Here is a 26,249-nt window from a genome sequence, read left to right as displayed (position 1 = left end):
CGCCTGACCTTCGCGCAACGCCATCATAGAGCTCGCCATGCCCGCGCGCATGCGTCAATCAGGCGGTCTTCGTCGTATGCGTACGCACTATCTCACTGATGTTCTCGAGCGCATCGTCGTAAGCGTGTAGGTCATCCCACGTAGCGGATGATGTTCGATTGTCAGAGAATCTCCTGGTGATTTGTCCCAGGAGTTCATGAGAGCGAACATATGTCTGATACCAAGAATTTCGAAGTTATCACAGCGGCGGCCGAGCGGCTTTCGGTGAGTCCCGGGCGGAGCTACCGCACCTGGTCGCGGGAGGAGAAGGATCGCATCGTCGGGGAAACGTTTGCGCCGGGGGCGAACGTGTCGGCGATAGCGCGCTGTCATGGGATCGATCCATCGCAGTTGTTTGCGTGGCGACGCAAGGCGCTGGCCTCGGGAATGGTGGCGCCGCTCTCTGGGGCGCGAGACCGAGCGGTTAAGTTCGCGCGCTTTGAGACCATGGCGGGGGAGATGGTGGAAATCGTCATCGGCGATGTCGTGGTGCGCGTTGGTGGAGATGTGGAGGCGGGGCGGCTTGCTGCTGTGATCCGGGCGGTTCGGCAGGCATGATCCCGGCGGGTGTTCAGGTTTACGTGGCCAGCACGCCGGTCGACTTCCGCAAGGGAGCCACGGGTTTGATGGCGCTGGTTCGAGATGGTGGGGCCGACCCCTTCAGCGGAGCACTGTACGTGTTCCGTTCGAAAAGGGCGGATCGGATCAAGGCGGTTTGGTGGGACGGCAGCGGGGTATGCCTGTTTGCCAAGACTCTCGAGGAGTCAAAGTTCTGCTGGCCGAGGATTGCGCCGACCCGGGTGCAGCTGAACCATGCGCAGTTGCTCGCGCTGATTGACGGGCTGGACTGGACGAAGGTGCGTCCGGTGGTTGTGAAGCGCCCAGAAACGGTAGGCTGACAAGCTGCGGCGAATTGAATCAGGGTGCTGAAAAGTTTGGAAGAGTGGCGGCGACTCTGCTGTGATGGCGACGATGACGACGCCCGTTACAGAGCTCCCGACGACGCTTGCCGAAGCCCACGCGCTGATCGTCGCCTTGGCGGAAGAGCGGGCGGCGATCGAGGCCGAGAACAGCCGCATTGCCGCTGCAAACACCGATCTTACGGCGATCAACAAGGCCGCCGATGCGCGGATCGTGGAGCTGACGGCGATCGTCAAAATGCTGGAGCGCACGCTTTACGGCACGCGCTCGGAACGCTTGCGCAGCGACAAGCTGAGCACGGAGCAGATCGCCTTCGTGTTCGAGGAGATTGAGACCGGCGTGTCGGCGGTTGAAGCCGAACTGGCCAAGGCTGGCGGCAAGGACATGCCGAAACGCGTGCCGCGGCCGCGCAAGGAGTTCGGGGCGCATCTGGAGCGGGTGGAGATCGTCATCGAGCCGGAGGTTCCTGCCGGGTGCGAGGGGCTGGAGAAGGTGCTGATCGGCGAGGACGTGTCGAAGCGGCTGGATGTGACGCCGGCGAAGTTCCGCGTGATCGTCACGCGCCGCCCGAAATACGCCTATCGCAACCGCGACGGCGTGGTACAGGCGCCAGCGCCTGCCCATTTGATCGAGAGCGGCCTTCCGACTGAAGCGCTTCTGGCCCAGATTGCCGTCTCCAAATATGCGGACGGGCTGCCGCTTTACCGGCAGGAAGCGATCTACGCCCGCGATCGGGTCGAGCTGGACCGCTCGTTGATGGCGCAGTGGATGGGCAAGGTCGGCTTCGAATTGCAGCCGCTGGCCGACTATGTGCTGGAAAAGGTCAAGCAAGGCGAACGGATCTTCGCCGATGAGACGACCCTGCCAACGCTCGCTCCCGGATCCGGCAAGACGCAAAAGGCCTGGCTGTGGGCTTATGCCCGTGACGACCGGCCGTTTGGCGGCATCGGTCCACCGATGGTCGCTTATCGCTTCGAGGACAGCCGTGGCGGCGAATGCGTCGAGCGCCATCTGGCAGGCTTTGCTGGCATCCTCCAGGTCGATGGCTATGCCGCCTATAATCGGCTCGCCAGGTCGGCGGGCGCCAACGAGGGAGTGCGGCTTGCAGCGTGCTTTGCCCACGTCAGGAGACGGTTCTACGAGCTTCACGTCAACGAGAGCTCGCGCCTGGCGACACAGACCGTCACCACCATGGTCGAGCTGTGGGAGATCGAGGCCGATATCCGCGGCCAGGATCCTGAGACGCGGCTGAATGCGCGCCAGCAAAGGTCCGCCCCCATCGTTGCGGCGCTGTTCGATCTGTGGGAGAAGGAGCTGCCGCGTCTGTCCGGCAAATCCAAGCTCGCCGAGGCGATCCGCTATGCCACATCCAGACGCGCCGCACTCGAGCGCTTTCTGAGCGACGGTCGTATCGAGATCGACTCCAATATCGTCGAGCGGACCATCAGACCCCAGGCAATCACAAGAAAAAATGCGCTCTTCGCGGGTAGCCCTGGTGGCGGCCGCTCCTGGGCGACCATCGCTACGCTTCTGCAGACCGCCAAAATGAACGACGTCGATCCACTCGCCTGGCTCACGCAAACGCTCGAGCGCATCGCGAACCGGTGGCCGATCACTCAGATCGATGCCCTCATGCCGTGGAACTTCAGAGCCTGAACGGCTTCGGCTACACGCTTACGCATCGTCTCCGGACGCACCAAGATCAATCAGCTGAACACGCTGTTGCCGTGGAATTGGAAAGCCGAGCGCGATGGTTCGGAGGCAAAGCTCGCCGCTTGATCAGTTCGACGGCAACGCGTCGGGAACTTCCTGCGCATCGCTGGCGTCGTCGTAGATCTCTTCGCGGATCACGCGCAGCGTTACCTCGTGCAGATACACTTGCAGCGCACCCTCCAGCTCGGTGAACTCGGGCAGCAGGACTCGATCGACGAAGCCCCGTGACGCACGGACCATCACCGTGTTGCGTCGCTGCCGGCGATAACGAAACGGCCGCAGCCCATATCGGCGGCAAAGCGCCAGAAAAAGGTGCCGAGACCACTGGTCGGGAAGTGAGAATTGCTGTTCGATCGGTGGATCGTGGCGAGCGAGTTCCTCGACCCGGGCCCGCACCCGCTGCAGCGCGGCTTCCGCTGCAAGTCGCTCACCAGCAGTTCCGGCACCCACGAACAACGCCTCGATCTTCCGAAGCTTCTCGCGCAGCTGCGACTCGCTGGTCATTCTGATCCCCGTTGCCCGCTCCGAACCGGGATCAACCCATCACCGCGCGCGGGCGGCGTCAATCATCCCGACCGCGCTATCCAGAACATTCCGCGCAAGTCAAGCCCGGGCACCGGTGATCCCCTCGTGACGCTCACATCCGATCGAACAGGTCTTCGCCAAACTCAAACATTTGATGAGAGATGCCCAGCTGGACACTTGGCGAAAGTTGGTGAAATCCTCGGATCTCTTCTCGTCTGATGGATGCCGAAACTATCTCAGAAATTTAGGATATGTTTCCGTCTAAATGCAGCACGCTGTAGTGGTGCAACGAGATGACCACCGCACCTGACCATAAGTCAAGCCCGCCACTCAGGCGGCCTCTCCTTGAACTCGACGGCAAACAATCAAGCGAAGCTCACTTGTAAGGGATCGTCGTATTGAACGCTCCGGTGCCGGTGAAGAGGTTGCTTGGACCAATCGAAATTGCGGTCCCTCCATTGAGGGTAATGAGTGATGCGGGACTGTCGAGGAGGGCGCTATTTTGCAGACCAACGACGTTCCCGGCGCCATTCGTCTGCACCGAAAACGACGAGTTGGAGTAAATCTGGGTGTTGTTTACGTTTGCGAGATTACTGGTACCGCTCAGGTTGATGCCGCCAGCATTGTTGTAAATATACGAGTTGGTGACGAAGATGTTGCCACTGCTCGTCGAACTCGCCATGTTGATGCCATTTTGTGTGAAGCCGTGAATGCGGCACCGCACGACATACACCTTCAGGCCGGATGTAACGCTTACTCCGTGGATACCAGATCCAAGCCCTTCGATATCGAGTCCGTCAATCGTTACAGAATCAGTAGCGCCAGCAGCGACAGTGATGCCGTTTGTACCAGCTACCAGCACGCCGCCTTCAACATGATCGGCGCGGAGTGTGATGGACTTCGTGATCGTGACACCGCCGAAGCCACCGGGATCAAGAACATTGATCTCACCAGCCGCAGCGGTTTTAGAGATAGCTCCCGCGAATGTCTTGCATGGCGCTGTTCGGCTGCAAGGATTGGCGTCGTCACCGACTCCTGATATCCAGGTGCGGGTCGCTTGGGCTTGTGCAGGCGCGATTGCCAAAAACGGAAACACCAGTCCGAAAGCCAGGAGAATGGCCAGAATCCCAACACGCGTTTTCATAAAATCTCCCATAATATTCGCGCAATAGACCGCAGAGAGGGGTTACATCCCGATCGCCTTGGCTAACCGTGACGAGGTCTTAAAATTTACCGCACGCTATAGTACCAAATCAGGCCACTGCCAGCGCAAAATCGGCCACCATGGATTAGACGATGGACAGTACCAATTAGGACGGTCGCTGCCAATCTGCAAATTCGTCCAAAAAGGCCACTCCCGTGTGCGGGCTTGACCTCTGAAAATTATTCGAACCAACCCGGGCGCGCAAACCTAGGCTTGAACCAGCAGCCACGCTGAAGCGCCTTATCCGACAGGCAGCCACCGCAAGCACCTAGAATCAGGTTCTAGGGGAAGACGGCGCCGACAACAGACTACGAACGATCCTCTTCATGCCACGGTGATGAAAGCCATAACTGACTAGCCGCTTGAAATAGTCGGCTCTCAGCCCAAGAAACCGTAGCTTCAAACCAAGCAGCAAACTGTGTTTCACCCCCCTATTATTGAAGGTTTGCCACGCAAACATGTCGTAACAATCTGAATGGCTCATACGCCAACGCTTTCCGACCAACTCGTGAAAATAATTCGCGAAGTCATTCTTTGTACGCTCCAAGTTCGAGCCGCCATACTCGTTGGTGCTCAATCCGCCCTCACGATAGTGAACAAGAGAACCGGGAAAGTACGAATACTTAAAGCCATTCACCAAGAGCAGCATAAAAAGGTAGTTCTCCCTGGTCGTGTATGGCGTCGAAAATGGATCGGCAGCCTGCAAAATGTCCTTACGCACGAAAACGGCCTGATGCATAATTCCGATACAGCTGAACACGCCATATATTGAAGTTGGAAAATCGTAGCTCGATCCGTCAGCTCTTATGACGGTTGCGCCAGAAAAGAACCAATCGGCCCGATCCTTGAACATCATTCCAACGGCAATCTTTATAGCCTCGCTGTCACAGAAATAATCATCCGAATTCATAAAATTGATAAATTCTCCAGATGCCAGCCTGGTCCCCTTTTCCATGGCGTCCCAGACTCCCTTGTCCGGCGACGAATGGATTTTCACTACACCTGCTGCTTCGTATTCAGCAAGAATTTCAAGTGTCCTGTCGTCCGACGCGCCGTCGACGATCAAATGTTCGATATGCGTGTAACTTTGTCGTCGCACGGACTCAATGCACTGCATCAGAGTCTCAATGCGATTGCCTCTTTCAATATTTTTCACAAGGGTAACGACCGTAACGAGCGGATCGTTCGTGGTCGGCTTGTCGTAGCCCGAGCCAGGCTGGTTGGCATAGGCGTTGGCTTGACGTCGCAGCAACGCACGGAAGTTGCCCTCTGATACATACTTGTCGCAACCGTGCAAGCCAAACGGAAGCCTCAATTTTAGTCCCGTATTGGCAATCTCACCCATATTCACCTCCAAGCAGAACTTCTTCGACACGCTGGGAGGGGCAACGCGTAAGCCGGAATCCAACAAGGCATACAGAACGCTGATCATTACATCTTCATAGACGCTATGCTTGCGCTGGAATGCGACGTGATCAGAACATATCTCGTGACAGATGTACAAATAGAGGCGCAAAAGATCAAACCTGCGGTTTCGCAAGAGAAAAAACGCGCCGCGGACGAACAGAATGTAGTTGAACTTGACCGGCAGCTTTTCCGTTAGCTCTATCATCTTTCTTGTGCGTCGAAGGCAAAGTCCACCGTTGCCACCGATGGGCGCCGCAAGATCGAAGAGTTTCGTGTAGTGGCTTGGTTCCTCAAGAAATAATGGCGCACCAATATAGTCATAGCCCAGCGACATCCAGTGATCCAAGTCATCCCGGAACACCCACGAATCCAGGTGGCAAATCAACAGGTAGTCAAATTGCTCGAACCTCTTATAGAAGCTGGACGATAGCCCCATCGCATTGTAATTCTCTATCGAACCCAGATGCCCCGGTTCGAGATTTAGAATGGCCAGCGAATGCGCATCTTGTCTGTACTGCTCGTAGTGGTCCCCGCTTACGCCGTGGGGAAGCACAACAAACACGTGCCGTGCGCCCAAAACCTTTAGCGTATTTCGCAGCGACGCCTCGTCTTCCTCATCGGGCCTCGGCTTATGTGTGGGAATTACGATCGCACACTTCATGTCAGCCTTGATCAAGACGGCACGCTCCATGCATAAAAAGACATCTCGAGCTTCTTGATAAGCTTTGCGGACTCGAAATCCCTTATTTGATTATCGATTATGAGCGCTTGCCGCCTGAACAAGTGTCGAAAAACAGCACTTTGGGGCCACGTACTTTCTTCCTGAATCGCTCCATCCCTATCCACGATAACGCATCTCTTATTCAACGATTTTATCCGGTTGGTAATCGAGTTGGGTCCACTTTCTAAGAGCCACGCATCGAACTTTGTGGCGATCTTTTCATCGCGCATCATGTTGACAAACATGAATCGTTCCAAGGCGAACGCATTAGACCTCACATGCGGATTGGGGCGCGGTGGAAACAGAGGAGATAACGGCGAAAGGCTCTCGAAAGAGGCTGTGCAGCCAACCATACCGATTTTCTTATCCGCAAATGGGCTCATTACCTTCTCGAGCCAATTGCTGGCACGAATTTCGGAATGAGTATTCATGAGGAACACGTAATCGTCCTCAACCATCCCCGCGGCCTCGATGTACGCGCCTAAATCAAGATTTCCGTCCCCCAATGCGATCGCTGCGTGCGGCACGTCAAACAAGGCCTGCACTTGGCTCCTGGAGGATTCAGTCTCAAACCCTTTGTAGATGACGTAAAAACTATGAGCGGATCCGGCCGGAAATCTCTTGTAGGAGTCCAGAAAAACACGAATTGAGTTCAACTCTTCTCTGGTCCGTCCGCGAGCCAGATAAATGACCGCGACCGAACGTGTCTGCGAAAGGCTGTTCTCACGCGAATGGCTGTTGGCTCTGCCGATCCGCGCCAAGCGATATTTGATTTCGTCGAGACATATGTTCAGCGCGTGCATTTCAATTGGATATCTACTTCTAGCATGGATCCAGAAGTCGGTCAATTCTCTTCTGATTCTCAGTATCACCGCAAGAAACCCAATTTGTTTTAGGCGTTGGCTGCTCCGGCTCAGCTAGCGCCCGATTCGTGGAAGTTCAAATTTCCTGGCACTCGAGGCTGCGGTGCAAACGTTCGTTCATTCAGCAGCCCGGATGGTCCACCGGCTTCCGACTTTCCTAAACTCAGAAAAGCTCGGCAGAACGACCCGATCAGTTCCACCAGCCTCTCCAGCACCGTAGAGGATCTACATTGCGGCGAGGGCCTAAATCAAGCTTTCGAATTGTATCAGGTCCCTCCGGTTACGTCCTCCGGCTTTGCGCGCCAATGACCGTCTTCTGGAAAGGCGGCAGGTTCTCGTCCAAACCGACCGTCGCCAATGCTCATCGTCAAAGCACTGCATGGTGTGATGTGATCGGGGGCGGGAAAATCGATCCTCAAATTCGCCGAATCCCACTACCACGATGAAGAATGCGCTTTACCGGCTTGGTGGCGGCAGGCTCGTACCGTTTCGCCGCAGCTAACTCAGCCAAAACCCTCGACAATGGCAGCGACAGTCGACCCGTGTCAAGTCGAGATCGCGCAGCCGCGTTGTTACAAATCACAAAGGCGGGACAGTAAGGGGCACGAAAATCCGGATACCATTGATCGGAAGGTGGTCTAAGGAGTACTGGGAAACGATGGCATCAACACTCATCCAGATCTATAAAGCATTCTGCGCTTGGCGGCACGGAACTCTGGCTGAAAACGACATATCGGCTTCGGATTCTGTGCGCGGCCGACTTGGCTCGCTTCTGACCGCACAGTGAGCGCCCCCCTGCGACGGTCTTTCGATAGCAGGAAACAACAGAGGAGACGGCCTTGCGATCGGCTTTTTCGGACCAGACTGAGCTGGTAGCGAGCAGTTTCGAAGACACTCACAATCATCCGCTCGAGACCGAGTTCGACCTGCTGGCGGCCGCAGCTGAGGAGATTCATGCGCTCGCTCTCTCGCTCAATGGTGCTGGATGTTCTGTCGCTGCGCTCCACCTACACAGCGGAGCATCCGCCCTTGATCAAGTGTTGCCCGCAAGGCAGGGTTGGTGGAGCGCTCCCTTTAACGGCCAGAAGGGCCGTAGTGAGTTGTTTCTACGGGTGCTGAATGAGGTTCGACCGGCCGCGATAATTGAGACCGGTACGTTCCGCGGTACCACGACTGCATACATGGGCGAGAATTTTGATGGGCCGATCCTCACGTGCGAGCTCGATCCGAGGTGGTACCTTTTTTCCCGAGCCAACTTGGCAGGCTTCCCGAACATCGAGATCCGGCGACAGGATTCACGTGACTTCTTGAAAGAGGTTCTCGCGAAAGTCAAAGGCGACACGCTACTCTACTATCTCGATGCGCACTGGCAGGAGGATTTACCGCTCATCGGTGAACTCGAGCTAATTCTTTCGAACGAACGGGCCGGAGTGATCATCATAGACGATTTTGCCGTTCCTTTCGATCCGGTGTATGAGTTCGACGATTACGGTCCTGGGAAAGCCCTCACCCTCGAACTACTATCGCAGGCGGATTCCAACGGAGCGAGCCTCTTTTTTCCCGCGCTGCCAGCTCGCGAGGAGACCGGGGCTCGGCGCGGCTGTGCGGTAATCGCTATTGGGGTCGCCGCATCGCAGTTGTGCGACCTCGCAGAACTCCGGCCGTACGATTGGCCCCCGCGTGCAGCCGTTCCGGCGAAGTCGAGAGCATCGTCACCGCCAAATCTCGAACCGTTGCGGCGGCTTGTCACGTCTCGCAATGTCGAGCTCGAGCGGGCGGCAACGCGGGTAGAAGCAGACGGGCTCCGCCAGGAACGCGACGCATCGCGCGCGGAAGCGGACGCACTCCGCCAGCAACGTGACGTATCGCGCGCGGAAGCAGACGTCCTGCGCCAGGAACGGGACACATCGCGCGCGGAGGCAGACGTCCTGCGCCAGGAACGGGACACATCGCGCGCGCAAGCAGACGCACTCCGCCAGCAACGTGACGTATCGCGCGCGGAAGCAGACGTCCTGCGCCAGGAACGGGACACATCGCGCGCGGAATCTGCGGCACTTCATTCGGAAGCCGTCGCCCTGCGTGCCTCGACATCTTGGCGCATCACGGCGCCTCTGCGTGCGCTCATCAATTTCTTCCGACGACGCTGACTTGCCGCAGCTGAACGTCGCAGGTCTATGTCCAGACACGCATCATCCAGCCGTGACTCAGCGCCGCGATGAGACGCGCGACCTCGTCGTCACCGATAACTATTCAGACTAGAGCATTTTCACGATTGGTGGAATCGGGGGATTCCCTGCAAGGGTGCTCCATGATTCAGTTTCCGTGTTGATTCGACGCGGGGGCTTGGATGGGCGCGCCTTATTCTCAAGATTTGCGTGAATGGGTAATTTCCATCGTCGACGGCAGAATGGGAGCGTACCAGGCGGCGCCGCTGCTGCGCGTCAGCGTTTCCTACATTTACAAGGCGCTGGGGCGTCGGCGAGCGACGGGCGAGACGACGGCCCGCGCGTCGGGCGGCGGGCCGTCTCCGAAGCTGGCCGCTCACGATGAAGCGCTGCGCCAGCGGATCGCGGCCGAGCCAGACGCCACGCTGGAGGAGATCCGGGCATGGCTTCTGGCCACGCACGACATGAAGGTCAGCATCGGCTGCTTGTGGAAGCGCCTGCGCCATCTCGGCCTGACGCTCAAAAAAAGTCACTGAGAGCTGCGGAGCAAGATCGGGCCGATGTCGCCGAGGCGCGTGTGGACTGGCGCGCCGGTCAGGCGGAATTAAGCCCGGAGCGCCTGGTCTTCATCGACGAGAGCGGCGCGTCCACCAAAATGACCCGGCTTTACGGCCGCTGCGCGCGCGGCAAGCGGCTCGTTTGCACAGTACCGCACGGCCATTGGAAAACAACCACCTTCGTCGGAGCTCTGCGCCAGCACGGCATGACCGCGCCGTGCGTCTTCGACGGCCCAATGAAGGGCCAGACATTCCTCGCCTGGGTCGAGCAGTTCCTCGTTCCGACGCTGCGGCCGGGCGACATCGTCGTGATGGACAATCTGTCGAGCCACAAGGTCAAGGGTGTCCGCGAAGCCATCGAGGCTGGTGGTGCGACGTTGCGCTATCTGCCGCCATACAGCCCCGACCTCAATCCAATCGAACAATTCTTCGCCAAATTGAAGTCCCTGCTGCGCAAGGCGGGCGCACGAACTCTCAAAGCCCTCGACCAGGCGATAGCCGACGCGCTTACCCGCTTCTCGCCAACGGAATGCCTGAACTTTCTTACAGATGCCGGCTATCGTCACCAACCATGAAAACGCTCTAGTCAAGATGCGCCTTCGTTCGGCGTGGGCGTCACCGCGGGGGTTGAGGTCTTCTCGACCAAAAGATGCGTACGCGGAGTGTCTGGAAGGGCAATCCGCGTAACCCACAAACGCGCGGGATTCTCGAGGTAAACGTATGAGAAGTGCGAGACCGTAAGGATAAAGACAAGATAGAGGCAAAGGAATCCGGGTCCGGTACCGATCAGCACATCGACGTTCAAAAGCGATAACACCATCGCTGCAGGAAAGTGCCACAAATATATCGAATACGATATATCACCAATCCATCGACCCGGCTGCGTCTTCGCGAGTACTTTCGCCCCCCTAGAACACGAGCAGCCCCAAACCAGCAGAGAGCCGCCTCCGACGGAAGCCAACATTTCGATAACGGCATGCGTATGACCGACCATCATAGCGCACAGCGTAACCGCCGCCCCCAGCAGCAATGCAATGGTACCGAGCACATTGTCTCGTCCGTATCGAGACCAAGCGTAGTGGACCATCACGCCGGCAAAGAAATCAGCGATCGTACGAAGGAGCTCGGATTCGATCCAGCCGTCATATTTTGGACCGACGCTCCATTGCCCGATGACGAGCAATAGGAACGCGCTGGCCGCAACGATGAGCAGGAGCGAGATGGGCACGATGAACCGCCCCCACATGGCCATGATGACCCCGTAGAGGACATTGACCCAAAATTCGGTCGAAATGCTCCACGACGGCCCATTGAACGAATATGAATCCTGCAAGCCAATGTACTGCGTCAGGGTCAGGTTCAAGACGAAATGGAAGGCGTCGTTGACATAATAGGCTGGCTTGCCCGTCTTGACATAAACGAGAAGAAAGAGGAGTGCCGTGACCAAGAGCGATGCGAGGTGCAACGGATACAGCCGGGCAATTCGTTTGATCAAGAATCGGCGCAGGCCACCATCAATGACCAGCCGATTGCCGTGGGCGTAAGAGAGCACAAATCCGGAGATAACAAAGAATGTATCAACCGCGAGCTGTCCATCGGTGAAAAATGGAAACAATAGCCCTAGCAGCGGTTTTGAATTGAAGTAGAACTGGTAGTGCCAGATCACGACAATAATGGCGGCGATCCCGCGCAATAGATCAAGAGATGTGATGCGATAGCTGACTTGATTCTTTGACATTTGCAAGCTTGTATCTGCTCAGATGACACCAGAACTCCCGAAGAGGAGCGAGCTACTCTTTGGATCCGCCCATCTATATACGACGCTCTTGCCGGACAAACCATTATACCGCACCGTTTTGTAGCGATATCTGCATCCTCTTAACGGAGAGAATGGCGGAGCTATCCGCAGCGATCCTTTAATTAACCCATCGCACCACTCTCCGATGATCGGATCGACTTCGGCCCAGAGCTTTTGCCGACCATCGAGACCGGTGCCGTTCTACGCCGAAGTGTTTCGCGTTCTCGCCGACTATATTGAGGTGAAGTGCCTTGGCTGCGACGCTCACCAGACGATAACGATGACCCGCTGAGTCAGAATGGCAATATTGCTATATTGAGGAAGAAACAAAGTACAAAGCGCCGAACTCATGAAGAAGCAAGGCGCCCTGTCATAGTTTGCGGTGCGGGCTCTTTGCAACTGGTATTGACATCAAAAATAGCGGGTGATTCGACAGAAAAGGTACTCCCAGAACAGCTTCATTCGGACCTATGTGCTTGGATTGATAGCCAGCCCACGTCATGGTTGCCATCATGCGTTTTTCGTTCCGCGAGAGATGCCTGAATTCTTCGGTCTGATTGTCAATCGCCAATAAATTGGATTGATTCCCCGAGCGAAAGCCTTTGGCAAACGGCCACTGTTCTACGTCATATCCGACGCCGTCAGCACCGACCGCCAGTGATCTCAGTCGAGCTTTGCGAATGCAAGCATTAATACCACTCGGGCCACTCTCAAACTGCAGAGCGGCAAACTTGTTGTCGCCATTGATCGGACAATCGAGAAAACGTTCTCGAGACAGCATGAAGACATTCGTTCGTATATGCGGGTTAGGAAATTCCGGAATATTGCTGATGTCATGAAAGCCAGCTCCAGGCTCCGTAGCCATGCTCCATGTTGCTTCGTAAGTCTGCGATACTTCGTCCGCCGATTTGCGTTTTTCTCGCCGATCATCAAGCATTATCTTGATGCGCTTAAGAGGTGACCAAAGTGCATCGACGGATGCGGGACTGCGGGGCGCGAATAGCCATTTGAATTGGCGAGTGAGCTTCGGATTAAAAGCGCTGTCGTTATCGATCAACCAGCAAATCTGGTACGTTAGTTTGATTGAGGAGTAGAGGCTTTCATAAGACCCAGTGGCGCCGACAATACCTACACCGGGCTTTCTGAAGTTGCTGTACAACTTCTCGAGCCACTGATCGGCCTGCAACCTCGCGTGCGTATTGATAAAGCAGACGGTATGGTGGCTTATCTGTCGACAAGCCGCTTGATATGCATGGATGTCCACTCCGATATCGTCTTGCATTTCAACAATCGAATGCGAGATGTTCGAGAATATCTTTCCCAGCAGTGAAAGCTGCCCTCCGTTCTCAAACCCCTTCGCAATGATGATCAAGTCATGCCGATGGCCGGGCGGATGCTTCCGATAGCTGGCCGCGAAGCGCTCAAACTCGTCAAATCCATCGGCGAACCTCGCCAGGTACAAGACGGCTAAATCGGTCATTCTCAGTCCCATCCGCTGAAGCGCAAATCCGTTAGCACGTTGCGATAGCCGTGACCTGACATCACCATAGCGGGAATAGAGAATTTATTCCCATGAATCGGAGCCCCCCAGTTCGGGTCCGAAAAATCCGGTGTTGGCGCTCGCCGGCACACCGCGCCCTTTTTTGCGCCCGTTTCAATGCGCTTCGTACGCAAGTGTCAATCCCAGCTGCGTGCCGTTCGCTATTGCAAGTCCGTTGATCTTAGCCGACGATCCTCCTCCCCTTTCGTCATCGGGCCGATAGAGAGGAATCCCTATCAAGGCCGACGCCGGCTCGTCTGCGGTAAAGATCACCTCTATCTGGTCTTCCAATTCATCCCGCGTCGCAAGCGGCAAATCGACCGCTTGCCAGTCCGCCACGGCCACAGCCTCGATTTTGCCAGCCCCGATTTCATGACTTTCGCCGCCTTTGTACGCAACAACTCGCCAGTTGACCCTATATCGGCTGGGCGTTCGTCCCCACGTAACAAACGTCACATTGATGCCGAGCAGCGCGCCTTTTGGTGTAAAGCGCTGCGAAACTTCGGTTCCCGGCGCTATTGCTGCCACATTCGCCGGGGGACCAGAAACGAGAGACTCGGTCAAGGTCGAAAGTGAGCGTCTGCCCGAGAGGCGGCAAACGTGCTTCCCTTCGTCGAGGATGGCATATGCTCCAACGACTCCCGCCGACGTCGAGCCGAATATAGCTCTCCAACCCGTCCCTGCCGGAAGATCCGCCACAACGCTTGGCGCTTTAAAGCCCGTTATGGCAAGCGCAATCACACGATTGCCCTCGTCCACGAGAGCAACAAGATCTGGCGACTTTTGACGAGCGGTATCCCACGCCCATCCGTTCGCACCCCATATTCGGTCGGAGCCTTGCGGGAGCACTCCGGGGATCCTCCCCGAAATTAGGGGAAGGACCTCGATCGGACCTATGGCCCCCGGGCAAGTCGACGGCGGAGCTTCACCGGCGAGCCGACCGATTTCTCTTCCGACCCACGACGAGTAGCGGGCGAACCGTCCTTCTTCCGAGCCGGGCAAGCTGAGATAAAAGCCGCCCGGCGACGTTGGAATCGTAACTGAAAGACCACTGTCGATATAGCGCGTCCAACTTGGCCACTCGAGGTCGGCAGGGTTTCTGGGCGTATGCGCAACCGCTGGCAGTAGCGTCAATTCAGTCACCGCGACGAAGGCGGCCAAGGCCGCATGCAGCCATCTCTTGTCCGTGAGGCAACAGATGAACCACAGCGAAAAAACACTCGCAACATAGAAATAACGATTGGCGGATACCTGCGTATCCAGCGCCACCCGAAACTTGTACATTCCGCCAATCATGATGCACAGGGAGAATGCAATCATAAAAAGCTTCTGCGTTCGATAGGGCCGCTGCCAGGCCAGGAACATGGCGAGAGTGAGCAATGCCACGGTAAGCAGGACGCCACTGATCCCGGCAAACATGTTGGACAACTTTGGTGACAGTCCTCCAAACGTGGTCATTATTCGCGAGGCAGGTAGATTGAACCAAAGCGTCCAAGAGTGTGGAGATGGCTCGATACCGCCGCTGAATGGACTTCTTGCGACAGCAAGGAACTGAAGCAGAGCTCCCGCTCCGACCGTCGCACAGAGTAGAAGCAGCCGGCGGCGGTCGTGAGGAACATGGACAGTCCATAGTCGCCACGTGAACAGCGGGGTCAGAAAAATCGAGAATGGACCGCTAACAGCCATGAATGCGGCGAGGAGAACCTCAGCCGCCAAAACGTAGCACGACGTCGGGGCTCTCATGAACAACATCGCGAATATGCCGATCGGCAATATCCATTGAATATTGGCCAGCGTGCCGACTTCTTCGTAGGCCATTGGGACGACCACGATCGCGACTGCCAAAAGCGGCTTGCTCGGCATATCCAGTCTTGGCGAGGTTACGATCCAGACCACGACCAACGTCAGCGCTATGGCGGCGTAGCAATAGATTCCCGCGGCGAAGGCTGGGTCGAGATAGCTTGCCATAATGGCCGCGAAGAATTGCGTTACGACCAAATAACCCATGGGAATGCTCAGCGCGAACCAGCCGTACTCATGAGCGAGCCGGAAGAAATCAACGTCTTCCGCCCACATTTGAGGGGTGACGAACGTGACGGGCGTCCTGAGATACAAAACTGCCAACGCAACTACGACAGTCGCTATTCTAGCAGAGAGCCAAACCTCACGGCTACAGGTTCGTGGCTCGACAAGTAATATCGCGTCCCCTAAACCAGACATAGTCCCTCCCCTCGCAATCACTAATACCCGGCCCAAAAAAGGAATCAACAGCTCGCTTTGTCGGCGACAGTTCCCCCCGCCGCGGCGCCTTGCGATGTCGCTGCGACCGCGGCTTGCAATCATCTGCGCCGACGGATTCCGATCTCAGCCCTGAGCTGAACGATGGCGAAGGGACCCACGGTTCAAGTACAAGCGAGACGCCGGCTCGGCAGAACCATCAGCGAACGCGTGCAAAACTGGACGGTAGACTTTGTATCAGCCAGCCCGATCTCGTCGCGATCAGCATCGTCAGACGATGGACCGACGTCTAGCGAAGTTTGGTCAACGGCCCTGGATGTCCCTTGCGATATCGAAATCAACCTTGAGAGCGACCCCCCGCGCCGATAGAGGGGAAGCCCGCCGCATCGGTCGGCACATTCTCGTTTAGCTTACCGCAACCTCTGCCGAGGGCGGTGGGGGGCGGGGCGTCAAAATGACTTCTCAAATGTGTCCAATCCGCAACAGTCAACGATGCTGACCACAACTACTATGGTTCAAAGCCGTTATGTCTCGTTGTTGCTGATAGCATAAGCTGCGGTTATAATCACTGCCTGAGATAGTGTCCTGATAAGTCTGATAAGAGCCTTTAATGATCACATGAAAAGTTCAACTCAAAACAAACGGAAGGAAATCGAGTTTTTCGACGGCCATGCCGCGGCGGACACGTACGACGTTTTTACACCCGAGAGCAACGCGAGGCTTATAGGCGCGTGTTCACAACTGGCCAAGTTTAGGCCGAGAGCGCGTGTCATCGATCTGGGGTGCGGCTCCGGTGTATTTACTGCTCTGTTGGCACAGCGGGGCTACAAGGCGGTCGGCCTCGATATCAGCCCGAAACTCGTTGCGTTAGGCCGGATCAAATTTCCCGACGTCGAGTTCGTTGAAGGCGACGTGGAGCACATGCCGTTTGAATCAGCAACTTTCGACGGCGTCCTGCTGAGCGGACTTGTGCATCATTTTTCTGATCCTTCGCGTTGCGCGGCCGAAGCCTTCCGCATCCTGAAGCCGGGAGGCTCTTTCGTCGCGTTCGATCCAAATCGAATGAATCCCTTTATGTATCTTTATCGCGACCGCTCGTCGCCATTCTACAGCTCGGTCGGTGTGACGGAGAATGAACGCCCGGTGTTAGCGCGCGAGATCGCGACGGTGTTCCGTGGTGCAGGATTTACTGTTGGAACGGACTACATATCCGATCTCAGCTACCGTTACCTGGCATCAGCCAAGATGCGCTGGCTGCTTCCAGCCTACAATGCGCTCGACCGTGCGCTGTTTGCGCCCGGTTTCATGAAGCCGCTAAGGTCTTTTGTTTTAACCTATGGTGAAAAGCCTTGACCGTTCTCGATCTTCCAGAGGCTGAGCGCCCCAGCGAAACCCGCACAGCCGACCTGACGGTGGTCGGGGGAGCGGGCCACGTCGGCATTCCGCTCGTTCTGTCGTTTGCTGCCAAGGGGTTCACGGTCAATGTCAACGACCTCGACCTAGACAGCCTCGCCGCGCTGAGATCTGGCCGTCTCCCGTTTATGGAATACGGCGCTGAAGATATTCTCTCAAACGCCCTCCGCGACAAAAAGCTGGTTTTTACGAGCGTACCGAGCCGGATTTCGAAGTCAGGCCCGGTGATCGTTACGATCGGAACGCCGGTCGACGAATTTCTGAATCCGGAACGCCAAGTCATTTTAAACTGCATCGACAGCCTTCTTCCCCACCTCACCGATGGACAGCTCCTAGTCCTGCGCTCCACTCTCTATCCGGGAACGACGGACTCGATCTCCGAGCACCTCAAGCGGAAGAACCGCAATCTGAACGTTGCGTTTTGTCCAGAGCGGATCGTACAGGGCTACGGTATTGAGGAGCTGAGCCAGATGCCTCAGCTTGTGAGTGGCACGACCCCCGAAGCTGTCGAGCAGGCCGCCGCGTTGTTCCGAACGATTTCGCCGGAAATCGTTACGCTCGAACCGATCGAGGCCGAGTTTGCGAAGCTGTTCGGCAATGCCTATCGCTACATTGAGTTCGCAGCGACGAACCAGTTCTACTTGATCGCCCAATCGGCTGGGCTGGATTATCAGCGGATCCTCAAGGCGATGAAGTACAACTATCCCCGCGCAAGGAATATTCCCAAGCCCGGCTATGCGGCCGGGCCGTGTCTTATGAAGGATACGATGCAGTTGACCGCGTTCGCTCGCAATGAATTCAGCCTCGGCAACGCGGCAATGCTGATCAATGAGGGGTTGCCGCTGCACGTTATCGGCGATTTACGCCGCCGTTACGATCTTGGAAAAATGACGGTCGGGCTATTGGGAATGGCGTTTAAGCCGGAGATCGACGACATACGTGCTTCACTGAGCTATAAGTTCAAAAAGGTCCTGAGCGGATTTGCGCACGACGTGTTGACGACCGATCCATTTGTGACGATCGATCCTGAGCTGTTGCCTCTGGATGAGGTGATCGCTCGCAGCGACATCCTCATCCTTTGCACCCCTCACAGCAACTACAGGAATGCCGACCTCAAGGGGAAGCCGGTCGTAGACGTTTGGGGATTGCTCGAGGGCGCCAATCTGATTTCCTGAGGCGCGTATGTATTCCAACCCAGGCCGTCAGTGGATGCGAAGCCGATCTGTACCATATGCGCCGCCAGAGCATAACGATGGAACACCTACTCGACATCGTGATTCCAGTTTACAATGAGGGTTCGAACATCCTCTCAACGCTCGGAGCACTCGCGCGCGAAGTCAGGACGCCCGCACGGGTCCTGATATGCTACGACTTTGAGGGAGATAATACCCTGCCGGCGGTACGAAATTGCCCGAAGACACATGATGGACTTGAGGTCACCTTCGTCCGAAATCACAGCCGGGGAGCGCACGCAGCAGTGATGACTGGATTTGCCGCGAGCACCGCTCCTATTGTTGTCGCTTACCCAGCCGACGACGATTTCAATGCCGGGATCATCGACAACATGGCTGACCTTATCCGCAACGGCTGTGACGTCGTCTGTGCAAGTAGGTTTCTACCCGGCGGAACGATGCAAGGGTGCCCTTGGCTCAAGGCCGCGTTGGTGCGGTCGGCGGCGTTTGCCCTGTACTATTTGGCGGCAGTTCCGACAAGAGATCCGACAAGTGGCTTTCGGATGTTCTCGCGGAGGGTCATTGATAGGGTCAAAGTCGAATCCGACCAGGGCTTCTGCTACAGCATCGAATTGCTGGTGAAGGTTCACCGGCTAGGCTGGCCGATCGGCGAGGTCCCCGCCCTCTGGTTCGAGCGCCAGCACGGGGCGAGTCGGTTTCGTGTGCTGAAATGGCTACCAGCCTATTTGCGCTGGTTCAGATACGCCTTTGCTACCACTTACCTGCGCCGGTCACCGAAAACAGTTACTATCCGTTCTAAGCCCTCCATTCTGTGAAAGCGGTCTAGTCCATGTCAGAGTGGCCCAAGATCAAATCCCGAGCAACGATCGCGGTGTCACCGTGGGTCGATATCATCGCCAGAGAAGTCGAGTTCTCACCTGGAACAACCGAGATTTACCATGCGGTCAAAACGCAGGACTATCTCGCGATCGTGGCGCAAACTCCCAGCGGGCACTTTCCCATCGTCTATCAATACCGGCCCGCGCTCGAAGCCTTTACTTGGGAGCTTCCGGCTGGCCTTACCGAGAGTGGCGAGGATCTCGGCGAAGGTTGCCGGCGCGAGTTGCTCGAGGAAACAGGTTATACCACACGCTCGATTTATCCTCTGGGAACGGCAGCACCGTGCAGCGGGCGTCTCAGCAACCGGATTCACTCATTCTTTCTCGAAACGGGCGAGCGCGTCAGCGACTTCGCGCCCGAACCCGGTATTTCCGTTAGGCTCGTGACGGCCTCCGAGCTGGTTGGCATGATCAAGTCAGGCGAATTTGTATCACAATTGCACCTTGGCGCACTGTTGCTTGCGCAGCTAAGGTCATTCATCGTATTGGCATAATCTCGAGGGTTATGCCGCCGATCCGGGAATCGCTGCTGCATTGAACTCAAACAGCAATCTGGAGTGTCGTTGGTCCGAATTGGCATTGTCGGTTGTAACTACGGCCGCTTGGTACAGCTGCCTGCGTTTCGCGTCGATCCCCGCTGCGAAGTGGTAGCACTCGCTGGGCGTGACGCGGACCGCACCACGGAGCTCGCAAAGGCTGCCCGCGTACCGCTGGCATTCGGCAACTGGGAGCAACTCGTCGAGCATCCCGACGTGGATGCTGTCGCTATAGCCACCGAGCCAAATCTGCAACCAGAGATTGCTGTTCGCGCCCTTGGGCTTGGCAAGCCAGTGTTCGCCGAAAAGCCGATGGCCGCCGATCTCGCCCAAGCTAAACGCATGGCTCACGCAGCAGAAGAGAGCGGCCGCATGACGACGGTGGATTTCAATTTCTGCGAGATATTGACCTGGCGTAGGGCAAAGGCATTGCTCGATGAAGGCGCGATAGGCCGCCTGCGCCATGTCGAGGTAAGCTGGAATGTCGAAAATTACGGCACGCGGATGCGCATCCGGAACTGGAAGACACTCGGCAACGGCGGCGGCGTACTGGGCAACTTCGTGAGCCACTGCCTGCACTATCTGGAATGGTTCTGTGGTCCCATCAACGGAATGTCGGCTCGGCTCTCAAGCTTACCGGATGAGCCGACAATGGAAACAAACGCAGGTATCAGCATGTCTTTCGCGTCAGGAGCGGCCGGTAACCTCGTAATGAGCTGCGCATCCTATCTCGGATCCGGCCATAGGCTCGAGTTTTACGGTGAGGACGGAACGTTGATGCTGATCAACGACAGCACCGATTATATGCGCGGGTTTCGGCTGAGGTTGGCGCAAAGACCTGCAACCGCCATGAGTGACGTTGAAACTGTTGACGAGACCGATCTCAGATTCCCATCCGATGGACGGATTGCCCCGGTTTCCCGACTAGCAACCGCGTTTATCGACGGGATCGAACGCGGGCTGCACACCCCTCCTGGGTTTGCCGAGGGCTTCCGCGTTCAAGTGTTGCTTGACATCGCGCGGCGTGCAAATGATGTCGGTACCTGGCTCGATATGGGTATGGAAAATACGGAAAAGCAACTGTGAGCTCAATTCTTGTAACTGGCGGCAGCGGCTTCATCGGCTCGGCCCTGGTGACGGCTCTGGTCCGTGACGGGCACTCTGTGCGAGTGATCGATGATAACTCGCGCGGCGCCCCTCGACGTCTGAAAGAGGTCGCCAACGATGTCGAGTTCATAGCTGGAGACGTTCGCGATCCGGCTGCCGTCGCGCGTGCCGTGAAGGGCGTCGACGAGGTTCATCACTTGGCCTATGTCAACGGCACCGAGTTCTTCTACAGCGCTCCGGAACTGGTGCTGGACGTCGGCGTCAAGGGGATGATCAATGTCATCGACGCATGCCGAAATGCCGGCATCGGCTCGCTTATCCTCGCGTCCAGTTCAGAGGTTTATCAAACGCCGCCGCACACACCCACCGATGAGCGCGCTCCGTTGCTGGTACCTGACGTCACCAACCCGAGATACTCTTATGGTGGAGGGAAGATCATCAGCGAGCTGATGGCGATCAATTATGGACGGAAGTTCTTCGATCGCGTGCTGATATTCCGACCCCATAACATCTATGGACAAGATATGGGCTGGGAGCACGTCATCCCGCAGTTCGCGTTACGACTTAAGGCACTTGCAGCCGAAAAGGATAACGGTAAGCTCGGGTTTAAGCTTCAAGGGGACGGCAGCCAGACCCGCAGCTTCTGCCACGTCGACGATCTCGTAAGAGGCGTACTGGTCATGCGGGCCAAAGGCGCACATCTGGGCATTTACCATGTTGGTACCACAGAGGAAGTTACGATGGCCGATCTTGCTCAGCGAATAGCCAGGCGTGCCGGCCGCGAAATCGAACTGATAGCGGGCTCCCCGGCGGAGGGTGGTACGCCGCGGCGCTGCCCGGATATTTCCAAGCTTCGTGAGCTCGGCTATTCACCGCAGGTTACGCTAGATGCAGGACTGCCATCAACGGTGGACTGGTATTGGGAGCACCAAGACTTGGCGCCGCGTAGCTAACCAATTTCTCATAGGGAGAAGTTTATGTTTCCAGTAAGAATTGCCCGCGCCGCCGGAACGGGTGCCAGTGTACCCGTCGAATGCTGTCAAGTTTGCGGGCACGGCGAGCTTGAGGGAGTTCTTTCGCTTGGTTACATGCCCCCGGTCAACCAGATGGTGCCGATTGGCGAAGTTCAGCGCCAACAACCCTGGTTTCCGACCAACCTGTTGCTTTGCCCAAAATGCGATCTGGTCCAACTCGGACTGGCCGTTGATCCCATCATCATATTTCCACCAGAGTATCCTTACACGAGCGGCATGACCCGCATTCTTCGCGACAACTTTGCTGAACTCTATTCCGAGTCAACGGAACTGCTGGGCCTCGGCAAGGAAGATCTGGTCGTTGATATCGGGTCGAATGATGGGACACTCATCTCGAACTTTCAGAAGGGCGGTCACCGTATCCTCGGAATCGAACCGACCGATGTTGCCAAAATCGCGAACCAGCGCGGCATTACGACAATCCAGCGCTACTTCAGCAAGGACGTGGGACAGGAGGTACGGGAAAAATACGGCGCCGCCAAAGTTGTGACTGCCGCCAATTGTTTTGCTCACATCGAGGACGTGCATGCGATCGTCGATGGAATCGAGGAGATGCTTGCCCCGGACGGCGTGTTCATATCGGAATCACACTACCTCATCGGATTGCTCGACGATCTGCAGTACGACACGGTTTATCATGAGCACCTTCGCTACTATTCGGTTGGCAGCCTCTCCTATTTGCTTGCAATGCACGGGCTTGAGGTTTTTCACGCACGCAAGATCCCAACGCACGGCGGCTCGATCCGTGTTTACGCAGCGCGCAAGGGAACTCGCCCTGTTCGGCCAAGTGTAGGCGCCCTGCTCGCAAACGAACCGCGTGGCAGCGGGATGCGCGCCCGCCTCGCCTCATTCAGTCATGACGTAGCACTTTCCAAGTTGCGCCTTTACTCAATGATCCGCGAGATCAAGGAGAATGACGAAACTATCTGCGGCATCAGCGCGCCATCCCGCGCGTCAACGCTGGTGAACTACGTCGGCCTCGACTCCGGGATCATCGACTACGTGTGCGAAATCGAGGGGTCGTTGAAGATCGGCAAGTGTATGCCCGGCACCTCGATCCCCGTTGTCGAGGAGAGCCGCATGTTTGAGGATCAGCCCGATTGCGCCATCATTTTCTCCTGGCACATTGCCGAAGAGCTCGCGCCCAAATTGCGCGCGAAAGGTTACAAAGGAAAGTTAATCACACCATTGCCAGTGCCGCGCGAGCTCTAATGCCGCACTCAACGACTGATTCGTAATTTAGTAAGCCCTCGTCCGGCCAGCGAGGCGCTCCCCGCCCGCTGAAGTTTCCCATCATCGGGGCCGCGGGGCATCCCACGCGCAGCTCTTGGGCATGTCAGCGTATTGTTGTTTCGTGGGAGAAGACGTTGCAAAGTCAGCCGATTTGATCGGCGGTGTCACGATAGAGGTTCACGGCACCGTCGGTGACGAGACTGCACGTCAGCAATCGAAGTAGGTAAGAGATCATCCGAGAATTCATCACATCGTAAGCGGATATCGCGCTCTTGAAGGTTGCGCGCTGACTTTTCGGGGCCTGTGGGATCGAACATCCCGCTGCTGCGATGCCGGAGCACCCGCTTTCCCCGCGGGCAATGAGTACGGTTCGGCACAAGCCCGCTTAGATGGCGGTCATAGCGGTCCGAACGTCCGAACACGCATGAGGAATGAGGAACCGCCCACGAGGCGTCGATCCAGATTGGCGTGATGCCACGATAAGTACGCCTACGATGAAGACCGCCTTGTTCTGAGAGGTGGATTGAGCACTCATAAGCACGTGTTTAAGAGCGAGCTTAAGAGCGGTTGATGGGTCAGATTTCGGTGCTGACGGGGCCGGAACGGCGGCGGCGTTGGAGCGAGGATGAACGGTGCCGGATCGTTGCGGAGGCCTTTGCGCCGGGATCGTGTGTGGCGCAGGTTGCGCGGGATCACGATATTTCGACGGGTCTGATTTACACTTGGCGTCGCCGGCTTCGCCAGGACCTTGCTGACCAGGGCTTTGTGGAAGCTTCGATGGAAGCGGAGCCGATCAAGGAAGCGGCGCCGTCCGGTGAAGTGATCGTGGTGGAATTGACGGGGAGCGGACGGATCAGGATTTGCGGGTCGGCGCCGCCCTTGCTGGTGTCGGCGGTGTTGAAGGCGCTGCGATGATTCCGATCCCCTCTGGCGTGCGGGTATGGCTGGCGACGGGCCATACCGATATGCGGCGCGGCTTTCCGAGCTTGGCTTTGCAGGTGCAGGAAGTCTTGAAGCATGACCCACTGGGGGGTCATTTGTTTTGCTTCAGGGGGCGCCGTTCAGACCTGATAAAAATCATTTGGCACGATTCTCAGGGAGCGTGCCTGTTTACAAAAAGACTCGAAAGAGGAAGATTCATTTGGCCTTCGGCTGCTGGTGAAGCCGTAACGATCTCTCCGGCACAACTTTCTTACCTGCTGTCTGGGATCGACTGGCGGAATCCTCAAGAAACTTTGCGTCCAACGCGGGTTGGATAGCATTCTGCGATTGAACCTCCCGGGAAATCTGATTCACTGGCTTCATGAGTTTGAAGCCGGATGATCTTCCTTCGGATCTTGCCAGCGCCCAGGCGGCGCTATTGATCGAACGTGAGGCGTTGCGGGCTGAACGCGAAGCGCGGCTGCGGGTCGAGGTCGAACGCGATGCGGCCGCGGCGAAGGTCACCCAGATACAAGCCGAAGCCATCAATTGGCAAGCCGAAGCGGCCAATGCGCGGGCGGAGCTGTCGGACAACGAGGCGCTGATCGCGCATCTCGAGTTGCGGATCGAGAAGCTCAAACGCGAACTGTACGGGCAGCGCTCCGAGCGCACGGCACGGCTGCTCGAGCAGCTGGAGTTGGAGCTCGAAGAACTCGTCACCACGGCGAGCGAGGATGAGCTTGCCGCACAGGCCGCGGCGGCGAAGACGCAGAACGTCCGCCCCTTCATGCGCAAGCGGCCGGTGCGCAAGCCATGGCCGGATGATATCGAACGCGAGCGCGTCGTCATTGAGGCTCCAACGGCCTGCGCCTGCTGCGGTGGATCGCGGCTGGCGAAGATCGGTGAGGATGTGACCAAGACGCTGGAGGAGATCCCGCGTCGCTTCAAGGTCATCGAGACGGTGCGCGAGAAGTTCACCTGCCGCGATTGCGAGAAGATCACCCAGCCGCCGGCGCCGTTCCATGCCACGCCGCGCGGCTTCATCGGCCCGCAGTTGCTGGCGACGATCCTGTTCGACAAGTTCGGCATGCATATCCCGCTCAACCGCCAGAGTGCGCGCTTCAAGTGCGAGAGGATCGACTTGCCGCTGTCGACGCTGGCCGATCAGGTCGGCCACGGGACTTTCGCCGTGATGCCGCTCTTCCACCTGATCGAGCGCCATGTGCTCGCTGCCGAGCGCCTTCATGGCGACGACACCACCATCCGCATCCTGGCCAAAAGCAAGTGCACGACCGGTCGGATCTGGACTTATGTGCGGGATGACCGGCCCTTTGCCGGGCCTGCGCCGCCGGCGGCGGTCTATTACGCCTCGAGCGACCGGCGAGGTGAGCACCCGCAGAAGCATCTGGCCGCCTTCGCCGGCATCCTGCAAGCCGATTGCTACAATGGTTTTGAGCCGTTGTTCGACCCGCGCAAGAAGGTGCTGCCGATCACACCGGCGTTTTGCCTGGCCCATGCGCGGCGGGGCTTCTTCGAGCTGGCCGACATCGAGAAAAATGCTCGGGAAGGTAACAAGGGCAAACCGGTCTCTCCGATCGCGCTGGAGGCGGTCAGACGCCTCGATGCGTTGTTCGAGATCGAGCGCGCCATTAACGGCTGCGGCGCCGACGAGCGGCGCACCGTGCGCCAGGAAAAGAGCAAGCCGCTTCTCGAGGACATGCACGCCTGGTTGCTGCGTGAGCGCGAAACCCTGTCGCGCTCTGCCGAGGTCCTGAAACCGATGAATTACATGCTCAGGCGCTGGGACGACTTCGCCCGCTTCCTCGACGATGGCAGGATCTGCTTGACCAACAATTGCGCTGAGCGCGCATTGAGAGGCATCGCCTTGGGAAGGCGCAACTGGACCTTCGCTGGCAGCCGGCGGGGTGCTGACCGTGCCGCCATCATGCTGACGATGATCACGACCTGTCGCCTCAACGACGTCGATCCCAAGGCCTGGCTCGCCGACGTCCTCGCCCGTATCGCAGATCTTCCCGCATCGCGTCTGCACGAACTGCTGCCCTGGGAATGGAAGCTCCTGCGCCAAGCCGGCAAGCCTGCCGATCAGCAGGCCGCCTGACCTTCGCGCAACGCCATCATAGAGCTCGCCATGCCCGCGCGCATGCGTCAATCAGGCGGTCTTCGTCGTATGCGTACCACGATAATGTGCGAGGATGCGTACAGATCGAGCGATCCATCAATGG

Annotated in this window: 22 protein-coding genes; 15 read left to right on the top strand and 7 right to left on the bottom strand. The window is 57.2% G+C overall.

Features of this window, described 5'->3' with window-relative positions; all coding sequences use genetic code 11:
• Positions 1-210: 210 nt before the first annotated feature.
• The 3 genes from ACP2YO_RS16055 to tnpC (ACP2YO_RS16045) all read left to right on the top strand — a co-directional run bounded on the left by ACP2YO_RS16055 (position 211) and on the right by tnpC (ACP2YO_RS16045) (position 2,616).
• The gene (locus ACP2YO_RS16055) at positions 211-597 is read left to right on the top strand and encodes a transposase (RefSeq protein ID WP_426433795.1); all 387 of its coding nucleotides are present in this window, start codon (positions 211-213) and stop codon (positions 595-597) included.
• The gene (tnpB, locus tag ACP2YO_RS16050; RefSeq protein ID WP_426433797.1) at positions 594-938 is read left to right on the top strand and encodes an IS66 family insertion sequence element accessory protein TnpB; all 345 of its coding nucleotides are present in this window, start codon (positions 594-596) and stop codon (positions 936-938) included. Before ACP2YO_RS16055 ends, tnpB (ACP2YO_RS16050) begins: the two co-directional genes overlap by 4 nt.
• Before the next feature lie 73 nt (positions 939-1,011).
• Complete coding sequence (gene tnpC / locus ACP2YO_RS16045; protein ID WP_426443210.1) at positions 1,012-2,616, top strand: IS66 family transposase; 1,605 nt, start codon at positions 1,012-1,014, stop codon at positions 2,614-2,616.
• A 123-nt stretch (positions 2,617-2,739) separates the two neighbouring features.
• On the opposite strand, the gene ACP2YO_RS16040 is transcribed toward tnpC (ACP2YO_RS16045), so the two are convergent.
• The 4 genes from ACP2YO_RS16040 to ACP2YO_RS16025 form a co-directional block, all read right to left on the bottom strand.
• Positions 2,740-3,177, bottom strand: coding sequence for a hypothetical protein (locus ACP2YO_RS16040; RefSeq protein WP_018268855.1), 438 nt, complete (start codon positions 3,175-3,177; stop codon positions 2,740-2,742).
• A gap of 397 nt (positions 3,178-3,574) precedes the next feature.
• On the bottom strand, positions 3,575-4,342 hold the full coding sequence (locus ACP2YO_RS16035) for a right-handed parallel beta-helix repeat-containing protein (RefSeq protein ID WP_426441692.1): 768 nt from the start codon (positions 4,340-4,342) through the stop codon (positions 3,575-3,577).
• A gap of 334 nt (positions 4,343-4,676) precedes the next feature.
• Positions 4,677-6,485, bottom strand: a complete 1,809-nt coding sequence (locus ACP2YO_RS16030; RefSeq protein WP_426441691.1) for a DUF5672 family protein — start codon at positions 6,483-6,485, stop codon at positions 4,677-4,679.
• Complete coding sequence (locus ACP2YO_RS16025; protein WP_426441690.1) at positions 6,482-7,378, bottom strand: hypothetical protein; 897 nt, start codon at positions 7,376-7,378, stop codon at positions 6,482-6,484. The genes ACP2YO_RS16030 and ACP2YO_RS16025 overlap by 4 nt, the downstream gene beginning before the upstream one ends.
• A gap of 854 nt (positions 7,379-8,232) precedes the next feature.
• Between ACP2YO_RS16025 and ACP2YO_RS16020 the strand changes: the two genes are divergently transcribed.
• A complete protein-coding gene (locus ACP2YO_RS16020; protein WP_426441689.1) occupies positions 8,233-9,540 on the top strand; it encodes a hypothetical protein in 1,308 nt (435 codons plus the stop codon).
• 200 nt (positions 9,541-9,740) lie between these two features.
• A protein-coding gene (locus ACP2YO_RS16015; RefSeq protein WP_426441688.1) for an IS630 family transposase occupies positions 9,741-10,690 on the top strand; the annotation gives its coding sequence in 2 pieces (ribosomal slippage) (positions 9,741-10,079 and positions 10,082-10,690; 948 coding nt in all).
• Between the two features lie 11 nt (positions 10,691-10,701).
• Here the strand turns inward: ACP2YO_RS16015 and ACP2YO_RS16010 are convergent.
• The 3 genes from ACP2YO_RS16010 to ACP2YO_RS16000 form a co-directional block, all read right to left on the bottom strand.
• A complete protein-coding gene (locus tag ACP2YO_RS16010; RefSeq protein ID WP_426441687.1) occupies positions 10,702-11,853 on the bottom strand; it encodes an acyltransferase family protein in 1,152 nt (383 codons plus the stop codon).
• 430 nt (positions 11,854-12,283) lie between these two features.
• Positions 12,284-13,393, bottom strand: coding sequence for a hypothetical protein (locus tag ACP2YO_RS16005; protein ID WP_426441686.1), 1,110 nt, complete (start codon positions 13,391-13,393; stop codon positions 12,284-12,286).
• 174 nt (positions 13,394-13,567) lie between these two features.
• Entirely contained in the window at positions 13,568-15,577 is a 2,010-nt protein-coding gene (locus ACP2YO_RS16000) for a hypothetical protein (protein ID WP_426441685.1), read from the bottom strand.
• Between the two features lie 732 nt (positions 15,578-16,309).
• Between ACP2YO_RS16000 and ACP2YO_RS15995 the strand changes: the two genes are divergently transcribed.
• From ACP2YO_RS15995 to tnpC (ACP2YO_RS15950), 10 genes are all read left to right on the top strand, one after another.
• Positions 16,310-17,044 (top strand): class I SAM-dependent methyltransferase, encoded by a 735-nt coding sequence (locus tag ACP2YO_RS15995; RefSeq protein WP_426441684.1) that lies wholly within the window; start codon positions 16,310-16,312, stop codon positions 17,042-17,044.
• Positions 17,041-18,279, top strand: a complete 1,239-nt coding sequence (locus tag ACP2YO_RS15990) for a nucleotide sugar dehydrogenase (RefSeq protein ID WP_426441683.1) — start codon at positions 17,041-17,043, stop codon at positions 18,277-18,279. The genes ACP2YO_RS15995 and ACP2YO_RS15990 overlap by 4 nt, the downstream gene beginning before the upstream one ends.
• Before the next feature lie 77 nt (positions 18,280-18,356).
• Positions 18,357-19,112, top strand: coding sequence for a glycosyltransferase (locus ACP2YO_RS15985; RefSeq protein ID WP_426441682.1), 756 nt, complete (start codon positions 18,357-18,359; stop codon positions 19,110-19,112).
• Positions 19,113-19,126: 14 nt separating this feature from the next.
• Complete coding sequence (locus tag ACP2YO_RS15980; protein WP_426441681.1) at positions 19,127-19,669, top strand: NUDIX hydrolase; 543 nt, start codon at positions 19,127-19,129, stop codon at positions 19,667-19,669.
• A gap of 69 nt (positions 19,670-19,738) precedes the next feature.
• On the top strand, positions 19,739-20,797 hold the full coding sequence (locus ACP2YO_RS15975; protein WP_426441680.1) for a Gfo/Idh/MocA family protein: 1,059 nt from the start codon (positions 19,739-19,741) through the stop codon (positions 20,795-20,797).
• Entirely contained in the window at positions 20,794-21,771 is a 978-nt protein-coding gene (locus ACP2YO_RS15970; protein ID WP_426441679.1) for an NAD-dependent epimerase/dehydratase family protein, read from the top strand. The genes ACP2YO_RS15975 and ACP2YO_RS15970 overlap by 4 nt, the downstream gene beginning before the upstream one ends.
• A 24-nt stretch (positions 21,772-21,795) precedes the next feature.
• On the top strand, positions 21,796-23,064 hold the full coding sequence (locus ACP2YO_RS15965; RefSeq protein WP_426441678.1) for a class I SAM-dependent methyltransferase: 1,269 nt from the start codon (positions 21,796-21,798) through the stop codon (positions 23,062-23,064).
• Between the two features lie 591 nt (positions 23,065-23,655).
• A complete protein-coding gene (tnpA, locus tag ACP2YO_RS15960) occupies positions 23,656-24,000 on the top strand; it encodes an IS66-like element accessory protein TnpA (RefSeq protein WP_426440094.1) in 345 nt (114 codons plus the stop codon).
• Entirely contained in the window at positions 23,997-24,344 is a 348-nt protein-coding gene (tnpB, locus tag ACP2YO_RS15955) for an IS66 family insertion sequence element accessory protein TnpB (protein ID WP_082758020.1), read from the top strand. Before tnpA ends, tnpB (ACP2YO_RS15955) begins: the two co-directional genes overlap by 4 nt.
• A 44-nt stretch (positions 24,345-24,388) precedes the next feature.
• Complete coding sequence (tnpC, locus tag ACP2YO_RS15950) at positions 24,389-26,125, top strand: IS66 family transposase (RefSeq protein WP_426440095.1); 1,737 nt, start codon at positions 24,389-24,391, stop codon at positions 26,123-26,125.
• The last annotated feature ends 124 nt before the right edge of the window (positions 26,126-26,249 follow it).

Origin of the sequence: Bradyrhizobium genosp. P (assembly GCF_049949265.1) — a bacterium.
In the GTDB taxonomy this organism is placed as follows: domain Bacteria; phylum Pseudomonadota; class Alphaproteobacteria; order Rhizobiales; family Xanthobacteraceae; genus Bradyrhizobium.
This window is presented reverse-complemented; position numbering and strand designations above follow the sequence as displayed.